Annotated in this window: 11 protein-coding genes; 7 read left to right on the forward strand and 4 right to left on the reverse strand. The window is 74.6% G+C overall.

Going from position 1 to position 15,255, the window contains the following annotated elements:
* The first annotated feature begins 106 nt into the window (after positions 1-106).
* The 3 genes from DEJ50_RS28285 to DEJ50_RS28295 all read left to right on the forward strand — a co-directional run bounded on the left by DEJ50_RS28285 (position 107) and on the right by DEJ50_RS28295 (position 7,610).
* Positions 107-1,630 carry a hypothetical protein gene (locus DEJ50_RS28285; protein ID WP_150210909.1) on the forward strand — a complete coding sequence of 508 codons (1,524 nt, stop codon included), beginning with the start codon at positions 107-109 and terminating at the stop codon, positions 1,628-1,630.
* A 292-nt stretch (positions 1,631-1,922) separates the two neighbouring features.
* A complete protein-coding gene (locus DEJ50_RS28290) occupies positions 1,923-2,870 on the forward strand; it encodes a hypothetical protein (protein WP_150210910.1) in 948 nt (315 codons plus the stop codon).
* A gap of 69 nt (positions 2,871-2,939) precedes the next feature.
* The gene (locus DEJ50_RS28295) at positions 2,940-7,610 is read left to right on the forward strand and encodes a hypothetical protein (protein WP_150210911.1); all 4,671 of its coding nucleotides are present in this window, start codon (positions 2,940-2,942) and stop codon (positions 7,608-7,610) included.
* 40 nt (positions 7,611-7,650) lie between these two features.
* Here the strand turns inward: DEJ50_RS28295 and DEJ50_RS34855 are convergent, their stop codons facing one another.
* A complete protein-coding gene (locus tag DEJ50_RS34855; protein ID WP_223837935.1) occupies positions 7,651-8,181 on the reverse strand; it encodes a hypothetical protein in 531 nt (176 codons plus the stop codon).
* Positions 8,182-8,517: 336 nt separating this feature from the next.
* Here DEJ50_RS34855 and DEJ50_RS28305 point away from each other — a divergent pair, with 336 nt between their 5' ends.
* From DEJ50_RS28305 to DEJ50_RS28320, 4 genes are all read left to right on the forward strand, one after another.
* Positions 8,518-11,433, forward strand: a complete 2,916-nt coding sequence (locus DEJ50_RS28305) for a nitrate- and nitrite sensing domain-containing protein (RefSeq protein ID WP_150210912.1) — start codon at positions 8,518-8,520, stop codon at positions 11,431-11,433.
* Positions 11,430-11,870 carry a roadblock/LC7 domain-containing protein gene (locus DEJ50_RS28310; RefSeq protein ID WP_150210913.1) on the forward strand — a complete coding sequence of 147 codons (441 nt, stop codon included), beginning with the start codon at positions 11,430-11,432 and terminating at the stop codon, positions 11,868-11,870. The genes DEJ50_RS28305 and DEJ50_RS28310 overlap by 4 nt, the downstream gene beginning before the upstream one ends.
* A 121-nt stretch (positions 11,871-11,991) precedes the next feature.
* The gene (locus DEJ50_RS28315; protein ID WP_150212406.1) at positions 11,992-12,420 is read left to right on the forward strand and encodes a DUF742 domain-containing protein; all 429 of its coding nucleotides are present in this window, start codon (positions 11,992-11,994) and stop codon (positions 12,418-12,420) included.
* Positions 12,401-13,021, forward strand: a complete 621-nt coding sequence (locus DEJ50_RS28320; RefSeq protein ID WP_150210914.1) for a GTP-binding protein — start codon at positions 12,401-12,403, stop codon at positions 13,019-13,021. Before DEJ50_RS28315 ends, DEJ50_RS28320 begins: the two co-directional genes overlap by 20 nt.
* 184 nt (positions 13,022-13,205) lie before the next feature.
* Here the strand turns inward: DEJ50_RS28320 and DEJ50_RS28325 are convergent, their stop codons facing one another.
* The 3 genes from DEJ50_RS28325 to DEJ50_RS28335 form a co-directional block, all read right to left on the reverse strand.
* Complete coding sequence (locus tag DEJ50_RS28325) at positions 13,206-14,396, reverse strand: lipid-transfer protein (protein WP_150210915.1); 1,191 nt, start codon at positions 14,394-14,396, stop codon at positions 13,206-13,208.
* Complete coding sequence (locus DEJ50_RS28330) at positions 14,393-14,851, reverse strand: Zn-ribbon domain-containing OB-fold protein (protein WP_150210916.1); 459 nt, start codon at positions 14,849-14,851, stop codon at positions 14,393-14,395. The genes DEJ50_RS28325 and DEJ50_RS28330 overlap by 4 nt, the downstream gene beginning before the upstream one ends.
* Positions 14,852-14,914: 63 nt before the next feature.
* Positions 14,915-15,253, reverse strand: coding sequence for a DUF962 domain-containing protein (locus tag DEJ50_RS28335; protein WP_150210917.1), 339 nt, complete (start codon positions 15,251-15,253; stop codon positions 14,915-14,917).
* Between the last annotated feature and the right edge of the window lie 2 nt (positions 15,254-15,255).

Raw genomic sequence — 15,255 nt, forward strand, 5'->3', positions numbered from 1 at the left:
GAGCGTAGAGCAGCCCCCACCAGCGGCCCCCGGCACCAGCCCAGGACGATCCGGCCGAACCGTGCCGTTTGGGTGGTTGTCAGGGTCAGCGCCTAGTCTTTCCGTCGTGACGTTTCCAGCCCCGGCGAAGACCCTCCCGTCCCCGGCCCCGGGCCCGGCCGCCGACGAGGGCCTGGCCCGGCGGCTGCGCGCGCTCGCGTGCACGGCCCCGCTGCACGACCTGGACGTCCGCAAGGCCAACCTGGCGGGCGAGTACGGGGTCTATGCCATGGCGGAGGTCGCGCTCGCCGCGATCGACCTGGTCACCCTCAACATGGACTTCGACACCGGCGCGGACCACGAGCAGATAGTGGCCCGTCTCCTCCCGCGCGTCGCCGCCCAGGCCCCGGCCCGGCCGGCCGCCGAACACGAGCGGGTGGCCCGCTGGGTGCTGGAGAACCTGATCAACGTCGGCAGTGTCGACCGCGGCTTCCGCGCCATCTACGGCACCTTCGGCCCGGACGGCGTCTACGTCCGCCGCGACTACGACTTCAAGCTGATCGAGGAAGTCCCCGGCCCGGGCGGCACGGTCTACCTCTGCACCACCGACGAGGCCGTCAACGTACTGGTCGGAGCACTCGACACGGACGTCACCAGCGCCCAGATCGCCGCCGAGGTCAAGCTGGAGGTCCTGATCAGCCGGGGCCGGCTCGCCGACGCGCAACTCGCCGCCGAACAGGCCCGCTACCGGACCGTGCAGTACGCCGAGACGCTCCGCCGCACCCTCGAGGCGACCCGGCGCAACGTCCGCGCCGTGGACTGGCTCCAGGCCGTGCCCGACATGATCGCCGAGGCGCTGGACCACGTCGCCGACCGGTACCGCCACGAAAACGCGATCCTCACCAACATCCGCAAGGCGCGCGACGAGGCGGAGGCGGGATCCGACGCCAAGACGGCCGAGCACAAGCGGCGCGCCGCCGAGCTCGTCGACATCGTCAAGGACTGCATCCGCCGGCACACCCAGCTCCAGTCGAGGCTCCTCGAAGCCGGGCCGCTGTTCCGCGCCGAACAGGACCGGCAGGCCTTCGCGCCGCCCGCGCCGCGCTCCGGCATCGACCTGTACGGGCAGCTCGTCGCGCCCGTGCTGCCGCTGCCCCTGGAGCAGGCCGGCCGGGTCACCGACGCGTTCTTCGCCGCCGGCACCGGCCTGCGGACGCCCGTCTCCGTCCGCGTGGCCGATCTCGTGGAGATCCTCCTGACTCCGCCGCTGGAGCGGGAGCACCTCGGTGCGGAGATGCCCGAGCCCGACCTCATCGCCACCCCCGACGACAGCCGGTTCAGCGAGGAGCAGCTCGCCTGTGCGATGGAGCTGCTCGACCTGCCGCACGATGCCCCGCGGCGGCTGTCCGGGCTGCTCGCGGAGGCCCGCCGCCAGGACCCGGACCTGCCGTACCTGGTGGCGCTGCTTGCCGTGCACGCGGCGAGCCCGGCGGTCGGTACGGCGTACCGGCAGGGGGAGGAGCGGCTGCTGTTCGCGGTGGACGACGGCACGGTGCTCGAGGACCCGGAGTTCGGCGGCGCCGACCTGATCGTGGGCACCGCCCTGCTCGACGCGGCCGGCATGGCCGCAGCCCGCACGGAGCCGTCATGACCCCCGTCCCCACCACCCCGGCCCAGCCGCCCGGCCGTGCCGGCTTTCCGGCGTACGGCTCGCTCGCCGAGCCTGCCACGCCGGCGGAGCCGGGGCCGGCCCCCCTGCGCCGGCGGAGCCGGGCGCAGCACCGGCCTGGGCTCCGGCCCGGGGCCCGGCCTGGGCTCCGGCCCGGGGCCCGGCCCGGGGGCCGGGGGCCTGCCCCCGGTTTCGGGAAGGGGCGGGGTGGGGAAACGACCCCGCCCCCGCACCGGAACACCGCACTGACCACCACCCCCGAGGAGCCCCAGCCGTGAGCGAGACCCACGCCGAGCACCCCGCGTGGAACGAGCCCACGCCCGCCGCGCACCCCGACCCCACGCCCGCCGGCCAGGCCGGCGCAGCCCCCGGCTCCGCCGGCCAGGCCGCCGGAGCCGCCGCGCTCACCCCCGCCGACGCCGCCGACGCCGCCCGCCTGGTCGCGTACGGGCTCCAGCCCAAGCTCCTCCCCGCCCGCGACGCCGACTACGCCGACCTGCTCCGCCGCTACCGCGAGGACTCCGCCTTCGGCCGCCTCGCCGACGCCGTGGCCACCGGCCTGGGCCTGGTCGTGCTCGAGGTCTCGCCGCGCGCCGGCATGGCCGTGGCCGCCGGTGAGGACTCCGTCTTCGCCGTCCGGATGGGCGACTACGCCCGCCGTACCTCCGCCGACGGCGGCGACCGCTTCCTCCACGGCCTCGCCCACCTCGCCGTCGCCGCCCTCGCCTTCCCCCGCCCCGAGGACCTCGCCGACGACGGCTACATCGGCCGGATCACCGTCAACGGCGTGGACGCCTTCGTCCGGCAGGCCTGCCGCCGCCTGGAGGAACGCGCCGAGGAGCTCGGCGAGAACACCGACCCGGCGACCGACGCCCCCGGCCTGGAGGCCGCCTGGCGGGTGTACGCCCGCCGCAGTGCGACCGGCGCCACCAAGGACGCCCGCCGCCTCGCCGGCTCCACCACCGGCATCGTCGGCAAGGCCGCCGCCTTCCTCACCGAGTCCGGTTTCCTCCAGCGCACCGGGGACGAGGCCGGAGGCACCTACCGCACCACCCCCCGCTACCAGCTCCAGGTCCGCGACATGGCGGGCAGCGCGGCCATGGCCGAACTCCTGGAACTGGGCGTGGTCCCCGTCGGCGACGGCTCCGCCACGCTGCTGCCGCCGCCCGAGGGCGACGACCTGGAACTCGCGGCCGACGCCGGCCTGCCGTTCCACGCCTGAGCCACCGGCCACCGGCCACCGGCCACCCGCCTCACCGACGACACCCAGAAACAACGAGAGTCCGCCGCCATGTACGAGCTGTCCCGGATCCGCCTCTACTCCATCGGTCCTGCCGGTGCGCGCTACGCCGACACCGTGCTCGACCTGCGCGGGGTCGGCGAGCCGGTGCCCCACCCGGCGCCGGCCCAGGCGGAGTTCTTCGAGGACGAGCCCACCGGCCCGCCGCGCCGCCCCGCGCCCGCCGGGGTGCTGTTCCTGGAGAACGGCGGCGGCAAGTCCGTCCTCCTCAAGCTGATCTTCTCGGTGATGCTGCCCGGCCACCGCAACACCCTCGGCGGCGCCAGCTCCGGCGTGCTGCGCAAGTTCCTGCTCGCCGACGACTGCGGCCATGTCGCGCTGGAATGGCAGCACACCCAGACCGGCGAGTGCGTGGTCGTCGGCAAAGTCAGCGAATGGCGCGGCCGTCAGGTCTCCAACGACCCGCGCAAGTTCGCCGAGGCCTGGTACTCCTTCCGGCCCGGCCCGGGCCTCAGCCTCGACAGCCTCCCCGTCGCCGAGGCCACCGCCGTCCGGCCGCCCGCCGAGGGCGCCTCCGGTGCGCAGGGGCGCCGCCGCACCATGAAGGGCTTCCGCGACGCCCTCACCGAGGCCGGCAAGGCCTACCCGCACCTGGAGGTCTCCTTCGAGGAGATCCACGACCGCTGGAACGAGCACCTCACCGAACTCGGCCTCGACCCCGAACTCTTCCGCTACCAGCGGGAGATGAACGCCGACGAAGGCGAGGCCGCCGGCCTCTTCGCGGTCAAGAAGGACTCCGACTTCACCGACCTGCTGCTGCGCGCGGTCACCGACACCCGCGACACCGACGGGCTGGCCGACCTCGTCCACGGCTTCGGCAACAAGCTGGGCCGCCGGGCCGAGCTGATGGCCGAACGCGACTTCACCGCGGGCTCGGTGGACCTGCTGACCCGGATCGTGGAGGCGGCCGGGACCCGCTCCCGCACCCGGGACGTCCACGCGGGCGCCGAGCGCCGCACCCGCAGCCTGGCCCGCCGGCTGTCCGCCCGCGCCACGCAGGAGCGGGCCCGGGCCGCCGATCTCGCCCAGCGGGTGACCGGTGCCGCCCGCGAGGTCACCGCGGCGGAATCGGCCCGCGACCGGAGCGCCGCCATCGCCGCCGAACTCGCCTACCGGCATGCCTCGCTGGCCCTGACCGTGGCCGACAAGGCCGCGACCGCGCAGCGCCGCGAGCTCCTGGAGGCCCGTACCCTGCACTCGGCCTGGCAGGCTGCCGAGACGGTGCTCCGGCACCGGGCCGCCGCCGACCGCTCCGCCCGGGTCGCCGCCGCGATCCGGGAGGCCGAGCGGGACGCCGCCCCGGCCCTGGCGGCCCGGGCCACGGCCGCCGCACAGCTGGTACGGGCCCTGCACACGGCCGCCGAGGACGGCGAGCGGGTCGCCAACGAGGAGGAGGAGCGCTCCGCCCTGCTTCAGGAGGCCGGCGAGACCGCGCACCGCGACGCCACGGCCGCCGCCACCGCCGCCCAGCGCGCCCGCAGCGAGGCGGAACACCTGCGGGCCCGGCTGTCCGAGGTCGAGCAGGAGACCGCCGAGGCGGTCCGGGCCGGCTGGCTGGACGACTCCGCCGCGGACGCCGATCCGGCCCGGGCCGCGCTGGCCGCCAGCGACGCGGAGAAGACCGCCGTCGCCGCCTGGGACGAGGCCCGCGAGGCCGCCCGTACCGCCTCCGCGGCGGCCCGGGAGGCAGCGGCCGGCGAGTCCCGCGCCGAACTGACCGCCGCCCGCGCCGCGGATGCCGCCGCCGCGGCCGAAGCCGCCCACGAAGCCGAACGCCGTACGGCCGCCGCCATCGCGGACTCGCCCCGCCTCGCGGACCTCCTGGGCCTCCCCGGGGCCCCGGAGGCCCCGGAAGCCTCCCTTCCGCACCAGCGGGGTTCCGCCGGGCCCGGCCCGGCCGGCCGGGCACCCGGGGCGGGCCCGGGCCTCGGCGCCGAGGCGCTCGACCGGAACGCCGACGACCTGCACGAGCTCCTCCAGACCGGGGTCGCCGCAGCGGAACGCCAGCTGTTCGAGCTGCGGACCGCCGCCGCCGACGACGCCCGCATCCTCGCCGCACTCGGCGACGGCGGCCTGCTGCCGCCCGGCCCCGACGTCCTCGCCACCGTCGAGTACCTCGGCGAGCACGGCATCCCCGCCCTGCCCGGCTGGCGCTACCTCGCCCAGGCCGTGGACCCCGCCGACCACGCGGCCGTGCTCGCCGCCCGGCCCGAGCTGGTCGACGGTGTCGTCATCACCGAACCCGACACCCACGCCCGGGCCCGCGAGGTGCTGGCCGGCGCCGCCCTGCTGCCCCGGTCCGCCGTGGCCGTCGGCACGGCCGCCGCCCTGCTGGCGCCCGTACCGCCCGCCGGGGCGGCCGGCGACGGCGATGCGTCCGGCATCTTCATCGTCTCGCCGAACCCCGCCATGCACGACGAGCACGCCGCCGACGAGGAGCGGCAGGCCCTGCGCACCCGGGCCGCCGCCCGGGACACCGAGATCCGCGACCTCGCCGCCCGCCTCGCCGGGGACCGCGAGCTGGCCGCCCGGCTCGCGTCCTGGCGCACCGGCTGCCCGCCCGGCCGGCTCGCCGAACTCGGCGAACAGGCCGCCGCCGCCCGCGCGTTCGCCGTGGAGGCCGAGGCCGAGCTGGCGGAGGCCCGGACCGTCCGCGCCGAAGCCGAGGAGGCCGCCGCCGACGCCGCCCGGGTCCGTGACGAGCGGCAGGACACCGCCCAGCGGGCCCGCCGCGCGGCCGACGCCCTCGCCGGGCTCGCCTTCCGGCTCCGCGAACGGGCCGGCTGGCAGGCCAAGGTCCGCGAACTCGCCGACGAGGCGGCCGAGTCGGAGGCCCGCGCCGAGGTCTGCCTGGACCGCGCCCGGGCCGCGGACGAGGACCGCCGCGCCGCCCAGCGGGCCGCCGACGACGCCCGCCGCACCGCCCGCGCCCTGCGCGCCGAACGCGCCGAGATCGCCGGCGTGTCCGATCTCCCGCCCGAGGAGGACCAGCCGCAGCGCGCCGCCCTGCCCGACCTCCGCGAGGCCTACCGGGCCGCCTCCCAGCTCTACGAGAAGGTCGGCGTCGGCGCCGACCTGCGCGCCGAGCAGGCCCGCGCGGAGAGCGACGAGAGCGCCGCCACCGCCGAACTCGACCGCCTCACCAACAAGGTCCGCACCCGCGCCGCCCAGCTCCTGGAGGGCACCGACGGCGCCGACGGCCCGTCCCGGCAGGCTGCGGCGGCCCGCGCCGAGTCCCTCGTACAGATGCTGGAGTCCCGCGCGAGCACGGCCAGCGAGCAGCTCGGCCGGCTGCGCGGCGAGGCCGAACGTCTGGCCCCGGCCGACGGCGGGGCCCACACCGACCTCCCCGAGGAGCTCGTCCCGGAGCACGTGGAGCAGGCCCAGGCGCTGCTGCGCACCGCCACCGCCCAACTGGCCGCCCACACCGCCGCCGTGGAAGCGGCCCGGGCCGCCCACGCCGAGCTGCTGCGCGCCCACCGGACCGCCGAGGACGGCGCCGGCGGCTTCGACGAGACCGCCGCCCAGCTCCGCGACCAACTGCGGGACCACACGCACCAGGGGTCCGGCGAGGACGAGGCGCAGGACCAGACGCCCTACCCGGGCGCCCTGGAGGAGGCCCGGCAGTCCGCCGCCGAGGCCCGCCGCTCCCTGCGCGGCTGCACCGCCGATCTGTCCGCCGCCGAGGCCGCGGTCCGCGAGGCGTCCGACATCCTGGTACGGCACGCCAACTCCACCCGCTACGAGCAGGTACGCACCCCCGCCCGCCAGCAGATCCGCGAACTGCCCGCCTCCGCGCTGCCGGAGCACGCCGCCGCCTGGGCGGCGGCCTTCGCGCCCCGGCTGCGGGTGCTGACCGACGAGCTGGAGCAGCTGGAACGCAACCGGGACAGCATCGTGGACCGGCTGCGGGGGCTGGTGGAGTCGGCCCTGGCCACCCTGCGCTCCGCGCAGCGACTGTCCCAGCTGCCCGAGGGGCTGGGGGAGTGGTCGGGCCAGGAGTTCCTGCGGATCCGCTTCGAGGAGCCCGACCAGGCGACCCTGACCGAGCGGCTCGGCGAGGTGATCGACGAGGCCACCCGCTCCGCGGTCAAGAAGAACGCCTCCTTCGGGGAGGGCCGCCGCGACGGCATGTCCCTGCTGCTGCGCGGGGTGCAGGCGGCGCTGGAGCCGCGCGGCATCTCGGTGGAGATCCTCAAGCCGGACGCCGTGCTGCGCGCCGAGCGGGTTCCGGTGGGGCAGATGGGCGACGTGTTCTCCGGCGGCCAGCTGCTGACCGCGGCGATCGCGCTGTACTGCACGATGGCGGCGCTGCGCAGCAACGACCGGGGCCGGGACAAGCACCGGCACGCGGGCACGCTGTTCCTGGACAACCCGATCGGCCGGGCCAACGCCACATACCTGCTGGAACTCCAGCGGGCCGTGTCCGACGCACTCGGCGTCCAGCTCCTCTACACCACGGGGCTGTTCGACACGACGGCGCTGGCGGAGTTCCCGCTGGTGATCCGGCTGCGCAACGACGCGGACCTGCGGGCGGGCCTGAAGTACATCAGCGTGGAGGAGCACCTCCGGCCGGGCCTGCCGCAGCAGGCCGCGGAGGGGGAGACCGTCCACGGCGAGATCACCGCCACCCGGATGTTCCGCAAGACCCCGCAGTCCTGACGCGACGGGCGGGGCCCCGGGCCCGCGGGCCCGGGGCGCTTCAGGCGCGGCGCAGGCTGCCCTGCTGCGGGCCCGGGCCGGAACCCGGCGGGTACGGGTGGTGTCCGGGGTACGGCGGTGCGTACGGCGGCCCGGGCTGCGGTGCGTACGGCTGCGCGGCGTACGGCGGCCCGGGCTGCTGCGGTGCGTACGGCGGCGGGCCGTAGCCGGCCTCCGGTGTGCCCCGGCGCCCCCGCGCCGTACTGCTCGGCACCGACACCACCCCGTGCCGCTGCTTCCACATCTGCCGGGTGATCCACACGTCCAGCACGCCCCAGGTGGCCACGATCGTCCCGGCCACCGAGATCAGCACCATCGGCAGGGAGAGCCAGGAGCCCGTCACCGCCAGGAAGAAGGTGATCGTGCCCAGGGTGAGTGCCACGGCCACGATCAGTACCGCCCGCACCGCCGCGGCCCGGACCGGGTCCGGCATCCGGGGCCGGGCCCCCGGTTCCTCCTCCCACAGCCCCTGCCGCGGCAGCCGGACCGCCGCCTCGTGGTCCCCCCGCCGGTCCGGGTGTTCGCTGCCCATGCTCCCCTCACTCCCCACCTCACGGCCCGCCATGCGCGCCACCGTCCACGACCTCCCACAAGCCTGCCGGATTTCCCCGGAAGACCCCCGGAACAAGCAATTCCAGCCATCCATCGGGCCGGTGGAACCGACGCCCCACCAAGTGTCATCTGCCACATAACGGGCCGCAGTTGACGGGAACAGCGGGACAATTCGTGATCTTCGCCCGCAGCACCGGCTGAAAACGTCCGGACACGCCTTCGAGCCCTTCACCCGGCAGTAGTAGGCTCACGCCGTTTAATTGACGGAACACCGACCCCCAGCAGCGGGGTTGAGCTGGGGGAGGCTGTGGAGCCCATGCGCTTTCGCGGGAAGTCCATCCGCCGGAAGATCGTGGCGTTGCTCCTTGTGCCGCTCGTCTCCCTGACCGCCCTCTGGGGCTTCTCCACCGTGCTGACCGGCCGTCAGGCCCTTCAGCTCCTCGACGTCGCCGCCGTCATCAACCGGATCGGCTACCCGGTCGAGGACGTCGTCCGCGTCATCCAGAAGGAACGCCGGCAGTCGCTCGTCGTCCTCGGCGATCCGCGCGCCTCCGCCGCCACCACCGAACTCGCCAAGCGCCGCGCCGCCACCGACGAGGTCGTCCGCGAGGTCTCGGCGAACGCCTCCGACCCCGAGGTCTCCGAGGACCTCACCCCCGCCGCCAAACGGCGCCTGGACTCCATCCTCGAGGGCTTCCGCGACCTCGGAGCCCTGCGCGCCAACGTGGACCAGACCGCACTGGACCCCGCCCAGGCCCTGGAGCTCTACAACCGGCTCGTCGACCCCTGCTACGAGTTCCTGATGAACCTCCACGCGCTGGAGGACGTCGAGATGGACAAGCAGGGCCGCGCCCTGGTCGGCATCACCCGGGCCCGCGAGACCCTCTCCCGGCAGGACGCCGTCATCGCCGCCGCGTTCGCCGCCAAGCGGTTCGGCCCCGAGGACACCCGCGCTGTCTCCGACCTGGTCGCCAAGCGCGAGCTGCTCTACGAGCTGAACCTCGCCATCCTCCCGGCCGGCGAGCGCGAAAGCTTCGAGCAGTACTGGTCCGGCGCCGAGAGCAAGCCGCTGCGCGACGCCGAGGAGAAGATCGTCGCCACCGGCCCGGTCAAGAACCCGCGCATCCCGACCGCCGCGCAGTGGGACGAGGCCTCCACCCGGGTCCTGGACAGCCTCGCCGCGATGGGCACCGCCGCCGGCGACGCCTATCAGGAGCGCGTCGAGCCCGTCGCCATGAACGTCCTGATCAAGGCCGCCATCGCGGGCATCCTCGGCTTCCTCGCCCTGATCGTCTCGCTGGTCCTCTCCGTCCGCATCGGCCGCGACCTGGTCCGCGACCTCTCCCGGCTCCGCAAGGAAGCCCACGAAGCCTCCGGCGTCCGGCTGCCCGCCGTGATGCGCCGCCTCGCCGCCGGCGAGCACGTGGACATCGAAACCGAGGCCCCGCGCCTGGAGTACGAGAAGGACGAGGTCGGCCAGGTCGGCCAGGCCCTCAACACCCTCCAGCGCGCAGCCGTCGAGGCCGCCGTCAAGCAGGCGGAGCTCCGGCGCGGGGTCTCCGAGGTCTTCGTCAACCTTGCCCGCCGCAACCAGGTGCTGCTGCACCGCCAGCTCACCCTGCTCGACACCATGGAGCGCCGCACCGAGGACACCGAGGAGCTCGCCGACCTCTTCCGCCTCGACCACATGACCACCCGCATGCGCCGCCACGCCGAGGGCCTGGTGATCCTCTCCGGCGCCGCCCCCTCCCGCCAGTGGCGCAAGCCGGTCCAGCTGATGGACGTCGTACGGGCGGCCGTGGCGGAGGTCGAGGACTACGAGCGGATCGAGGTCCGGCGGCTGCCCCGGCTCGGCATCTCCGGCCCCGCCGTCGCCGACATCACCCACCTGGTCGCCGAACTCCTGGAGAACGCCACGGTGTTCTCGCCCCCGCACACCGCCGTCGCGGTGCACGGCGAGCAGGTGGCCAACGGATTCACCCTGGAAATCCACGACCGCGGCCTCGGTATGACCCCCGAGGCGCTCCTCGACGCCAATCTGAGGATCGCCGAGACATCGGAATTCGAACTGTCCGACACCGACCGGCTCGGCCTGTTCGTGGTCAGCCGGCTGGCCCAGCGGCACGAGGTCAAGGTCTCGCTGCAGCCCAGCCCGTACGGCGGCACCACGGCCGTGGTGTTCCTCCCGGTGGCGCTGCTCACCGAGGCCCCGGACACCAACGGCATCGGCTTCCGGCTCGACGGCGCGGCCAAGGCGGCGGTCACCGGCGGCCCCGCCGGGGCCCTCACCGGCCGCAGCCGCAGCCGCGGAAACGGTACGCCGTCCCGGCGGCCGGTGCCGGCCGGGCTGCTGGACGGGCCGGTCGAACTCGAAGCCCCGCTGGGCGCACTGGGCCTGGACGAGACCGCCGCCCGCGGCGCCCTCGGCGTACTCGACGGGGCCGGCTCCAGGCCGGGCGCGGGCGGCGGTCTGCCGGCCATGGCCACCCTCGACGACGAAACCCCGCCGGGCGGCACTCCGCGCAGCACCCTGCTGCCGCCCACCGGCCCGGTCCGGCTGGAGAGCGCCCGGCTGGACGGCCCCTGGCCCGAAGGCATGCGGCCGGGTGCCGGAGCCGTGCCGCTGCCGCGCCGCCGCCGTACGCCGACGCTGGTCGCCGAACACGGCCGCCGGGTGGACAACACGACCGGGTCCGGACGCCGGTCCGACCACCGGCCGGCACCGAACCAGCCCGGAAACGGTACGGCGGATCCCGCAACGAACGGCGCGGCGAACCGCGGGGCGAACGGCGCAAGGAACAGCGGCACGAACAGCGGTACGAGCAGCAGTACGAGCAGTGGTGCGTACGGCGGAGCGAACGGCGGAACCACTCCCGGAATGACCCCCGGGAACAACTCCTCGCACCGCTCCGGGAAGAATGCCGGGAGGAACACCGGAAACGGCCCCGAACCGGGCGCGGTGCAGGGCTCCGGAAAGGGTTCCGGCGGCCTGCCCCGCCGGGTCCGCCAGGCCAGTCTCGCGCCCCAGTTGAAGAAGGGGCCGACTGCCGGGGCCACCGAGCCCGCACCGGCCGACCGCGACGCGGAGGAGGTGCGGAACCGGATGTCCGCGCTCCAACGCGGCTGGACGGCAGGCCGCAACAAGCAGGCAGAGCAATCCGGGACCGCGGCCGGCACCGCAGCCGCCGCCGGTCCGGCGAACAAGAACGAGAACGAGGGGGACGGTCGATGACCACACCGCAGACCGCAGGGAACGAAGGCCGGGGCCGGGGCTCCGGCCAGCTCAACTGGCTCCTGGACGAACTGGTCGACCGGGTCGGCAGCATCCGCAAGGCGGTGGTGCTGTCCGGAGACGGTCTGCCCACCGGCAGCTCCAAGGAGCTGACCCGGGAGGACAGCGAGCACCTGGCCGCCGTGGCCTCCGGCTTCCACAGCCTCGCCAAGGGCGTCGGCCGGCACTTCGAATCGGGCACGGTCCGCCAGACGGTGGTGGAACTGGACGAGGCCTTTCTCTTCGTCATGGCCGCGGGTGACGGCAGCTGTCTGGCCGTCCTGTCCGACGCGGACTCCGATGTGGGGCAGGTCGCCTACGAGATGACCCTGATGGTCAAGCGGGTGGGCGACCACCTGGCGACCGCGCCGCGCACCGGACTGCCCGCCGGCGGGTGAGTCGGACGGCATGAGCGACCCAGGCCAGGACCAGGCCGGCGCCGGGCCGGTCGACAGCACACCCTTCGAGCACGCACCCTTCGAGCCCGGACTGCTTGACCGCGGACCGGCTGACAACGGCCTGGCTGACAACGGACCGGCCGACAACAGTCCGGCCGACAACAGCCCGGCCGGGCACGCCCACTGGTTCGACGACGACGCCGGCCCTGTCGTCCGCCCGTACGCGATGACCCGCGGCCGGACCAGTCACGCCGGCCAGCACCGGCTCGACCTGATCGCCCTGGTCTTCGCCGAACCCGCGGCCGACGACCCCGTCTGGGACATGACCCTCTCCCCGGAACACGCCGACATCCTCGTGCTGTGCCGGGAACGCCCCCAGTCGGTCGCCGAACTCGCGGCCGAACTCGACCTTCCCATCGGCGTGGTGCGGGTCCTCATCGGCGATCTCGTCGACGAGGAGCTGGTCCATGTCACCCGGCCGGTACCACCGGCCGAACTGCCCGACGAAACCATTCTGCGTGAGGTGATCGATGGCCTTCGGGCGCTCTAGCCGGACCGGCGGCATGCACGTCGTGCCGCCGGTCGAACCGCTGACCCTGAAGATCCTGGTCGCGGGCGGCTTCGGGGTCGGCAAGACGACCCTGGTCAGTGCGGTGAGCGAGATCAGACCGCTGCGTACGGAGGAGACCCTCTCCGAACCCGGCCGCGACATCGACGACACCAGGGGAGTGGAGGCGAAGAGCACCACCACCGTGGCGATGGACTTCGGCCGGATCACCCTCCGCGAGGACCTGGTGCTCTACCTGTTCGGCACCCCCGGGCAGGACCGCTTCTGGTTCCTGTGGGACGAGCTCGCCCAGGGCGCCCTCGGCGCCGTGGTGCTCGCCGACACCCGCCGCCTGGAGGACTGCTTCGCCGCCATCGACTACTTCGAACGGCGCGACATCCCCTTCCTGGTCGCGGTCAACTGCTTCGACGGGGCACACCGCCACCCGGTGGTCACCGTCCGGGAGGCGCTGGACCTGGATCCGGGCGTTCCGCTGCTCCTCTGCGATGCCCGTGACCGCGAGTCGGTCAAGGACATCCTGGTCGGAGTCGTGGAGCACGCGATGACCCTGGCCCGGGACCGCCGGCAGCCCGCCCGGACCTGACCGGCCCGGGCGCGGAGGCGGCCCGTACCCCCGCCGACTGGGGTACGGGCCGCAGCTCTCGTGGGGGACTGTGGAGGCAGTGTGAACCCGCCACCCAGGGCCGTCAAGCGTTCGGACAACACCACCTGTTCAGGGCATACGAGACGACCGCCCGCGGCAGGTCCGGGCCCGGTCCGAGGCCCGCTCAGCGCACCGCGACCACCGCCGACCCGTGCCCGAACAGCCCCTGGTTGGCGGTGATTCCGGCCCGGGCCCCCGGAACCTGCCGCTCCCCGGCCGTACCGCGCAACTGCCAGGTCAGCTCGCAGACCTGCGCGATGGCCTGGGCCGGCACCGCCTCCCCGAACGAGGCCAGCCCGCCGCTGGCGTTGACCGGCACCCGGCCGCCGAGCGCGGTCGCCCCCTCCCGGACCAGCTTGGCCCCCTCGCCCTCCCCGCACAGCCCGATGTCCTCGTACCACTCCAGCTCCAGCGCCGTGGACAGGTCGTACACCTCCGCCAGCGACAGGTCCTCCGGCCCGAGCCCCGCCTCCTCGTACGCGGCACGGGCGATCGAGCTGCGGAAGGAGCCGGCCGCGGGCTCCACCGCCACCGCCGAATCGGTGGCGATGTCCGGCAGATCGAGTACGGTCCGCGGATAGACCGGCGTGACCGTGGACACCGCCCGGATCCGCACCGGATCGGTGACCCCGCGCGCCCGCGCGAACTCCATGCTGCACAGCACCAGGGCCGCGGCCCCGTCCGAGGTGGCGCAGATGTCCAGCAGCCGCAGGGGATCCGCCACCACCGCCGAGGCGGCCACCTCCTCCGCCGTTACCGCCTTGCGGTACCGGGCCATCGGGTTGAGCAGCCCGGCCGCCGCGTTCTTCACCTTGACCAGCGCGAAATCCTCGGCGGTGTCCCCGTACACGGCCATCCGGCGGCGCGCGTACAGCGCGAAGTACGCCGGATTCGTCGCCCCCAGCACCCGGAACCGCAGCCAGTCCGGATCGTCCGGCCGGTCCCCGCCGGCCGGCGCGAAGAACCCCTTGGGCGCCGCGTCCGCCCCCACCACCAGCACCACGTCGGCCAGCCCGGCCAGGATCTGCGCCCGGGCCGCCCCGATCGCCTGGGCTCCGGAGGCGCAGGCCGCGTACACGCTGGTCACCCGGGCCCCCTGCCAGCCGAGGGCCTGTGCGAAGGTGGCCCCGGCGACGTACCCGGGATAGCCGGAGCGGACGGTGTCCGCGCCCACCACGGAGTCGATGTCCTGCCACTCCAGCCCGGCGTCGGCCAGCGCGGCCCGGGCGGCGACCGTCCCGTACTCGACGAAGCTGCGCCCCCATTTGCCCCAGGGGTGCATACCGGCGCCGAGCACCGCGATCTCGCGGCTCATCCGTCCACCCCCACCGGCCGGAACCGCCAGGTCGTCCGGACCGGCTCGGTCGCGGTGTCCCCGTCGAGCACACCCGGCACGACCTCGACCTCCATGCCCACCGCCAGGTCGGCAACCGTCACCCCCGGCGCGGCCTGCCCGAGAACCACCATCCGCTCGGCGGCCAGCTCCACGGCGAGCAGGGTGTACGGCTCCCAGGGCACGTCCGGATCGGATACGTACGGGGCGGGCGGACGGTACCGCCCGTCGGTGTAGGACCAGACCCTGCCCCGCTTGGACAGGGGCACCTCGGCCAGTTCCCCGCCCCGGCAGCCGGGGTTGCGGCAGAAGGTGTCCTCACGGGGGAAGAACACCGAGCCGCAGGCCGAACAGCGGGTTCCGAGCAGCCGGAACTCCCCGTCCGGTCCGCTCTCGGTGAACCAGCCGCCGACCACAGGTGTACGCGCGCGTTCCAAGGCCCCTCCCGACTGTTTCTGACGATCCGTCAGTTGCAGTCTGGCACGGCACCCCCGCCCCGGTCACCGGTTCTCGGACAGCCACTTCTCCGCGATCTCCGACAGCTCCGCATCCCGCCCGGAAAGCATCATCCGGATCATCCGCGCATCCCCGCGCAGCGACCAGGCGGGATGCCCGAAAGTGGCCGGGTTATTGCCCTCGATCAGGAAATGCGCAGGCCAGGCCGTGCCGTACCCGATCAGCGGGAGCGCCGCGAGATACCGCTTCCGGCCGCGCGCGAGCCCGTACACGGTGACGGCGAGCCCGGTCAGCGTCCCCGTCAGATGCACCCAGCGGGTCGCGGCCCGCGCATGCATGGCGACGTAATAGGGCCAGAATTCTTCATACGAACCGAAGGTCATGC

The organism is Streptomyces venezuelae (genome assembly GCF_008642295.1).
Taxonomy (GTDB): domain Bacteria; phylum Actinomycetota; class Actinomycetes; order Streptomycetales; family Streptomycetaceae; genus Streptomyces; species Streptomyces venezuelae_C.

What these genes read in the sequence shown, in the direction of transcription:
- DEJ50_RS28320 (WP_150210914.1), top strand. Translation starts at nt 12,401, where the DNA reads ATGGCCTTCGGGCGCTCTAGCCGGACCGGCGGCATGCACGTCGTGCCG.
- DEJ50_RS28295 (WP_150210911.1), top strand. Translation starts at nt 2,940, where the DNA reads ATGTACGAGCTGTCCCGGATCCGCCTCTACTCCATCGGTCCTGCCGGT.
- DEJ50_RS28310 (WP_150210913.1), top strand. Translation starts at nt 11,430, where the DNA reads ATGACCACACCGCAGACCGCAGGGAACGAAGGCCGGGGCCGGGGCTCC.
- DEJ50_RS34855 (WP_223837935.1), bottom strand. Translation starts at nt 8,181, where the DNA reads ATGGGCAGCGAACACCCGGACCGGCGGGGGGACCACGAGGCGGCGGTC.
- DEJ50_RS28335 (WP_150210917.1), bottom strand. Translation starts at nt 15,253, where the DNA reads ATGACCTTCGGTTCGTATGAAGAATTCTGGCCCTATTACGTCGCCATG.
- DEJ50_RS28325 (WP_150210915.1), bottom strand. Translation starts at nt 14,396, where the DNA reads ATGAGCCGCGAGATCGCGGTGCTCGGCGCCGGTATGCACCCCTGGGGC.
- DEJ50_RS28305 (WP_150210912.1), top strand. Translation starts at nt 8,518, where the DNA reads ATGCGCTTTCGCGGGAAGTCCATCCGCCGGAAGATCGTGGCGTTGCTC.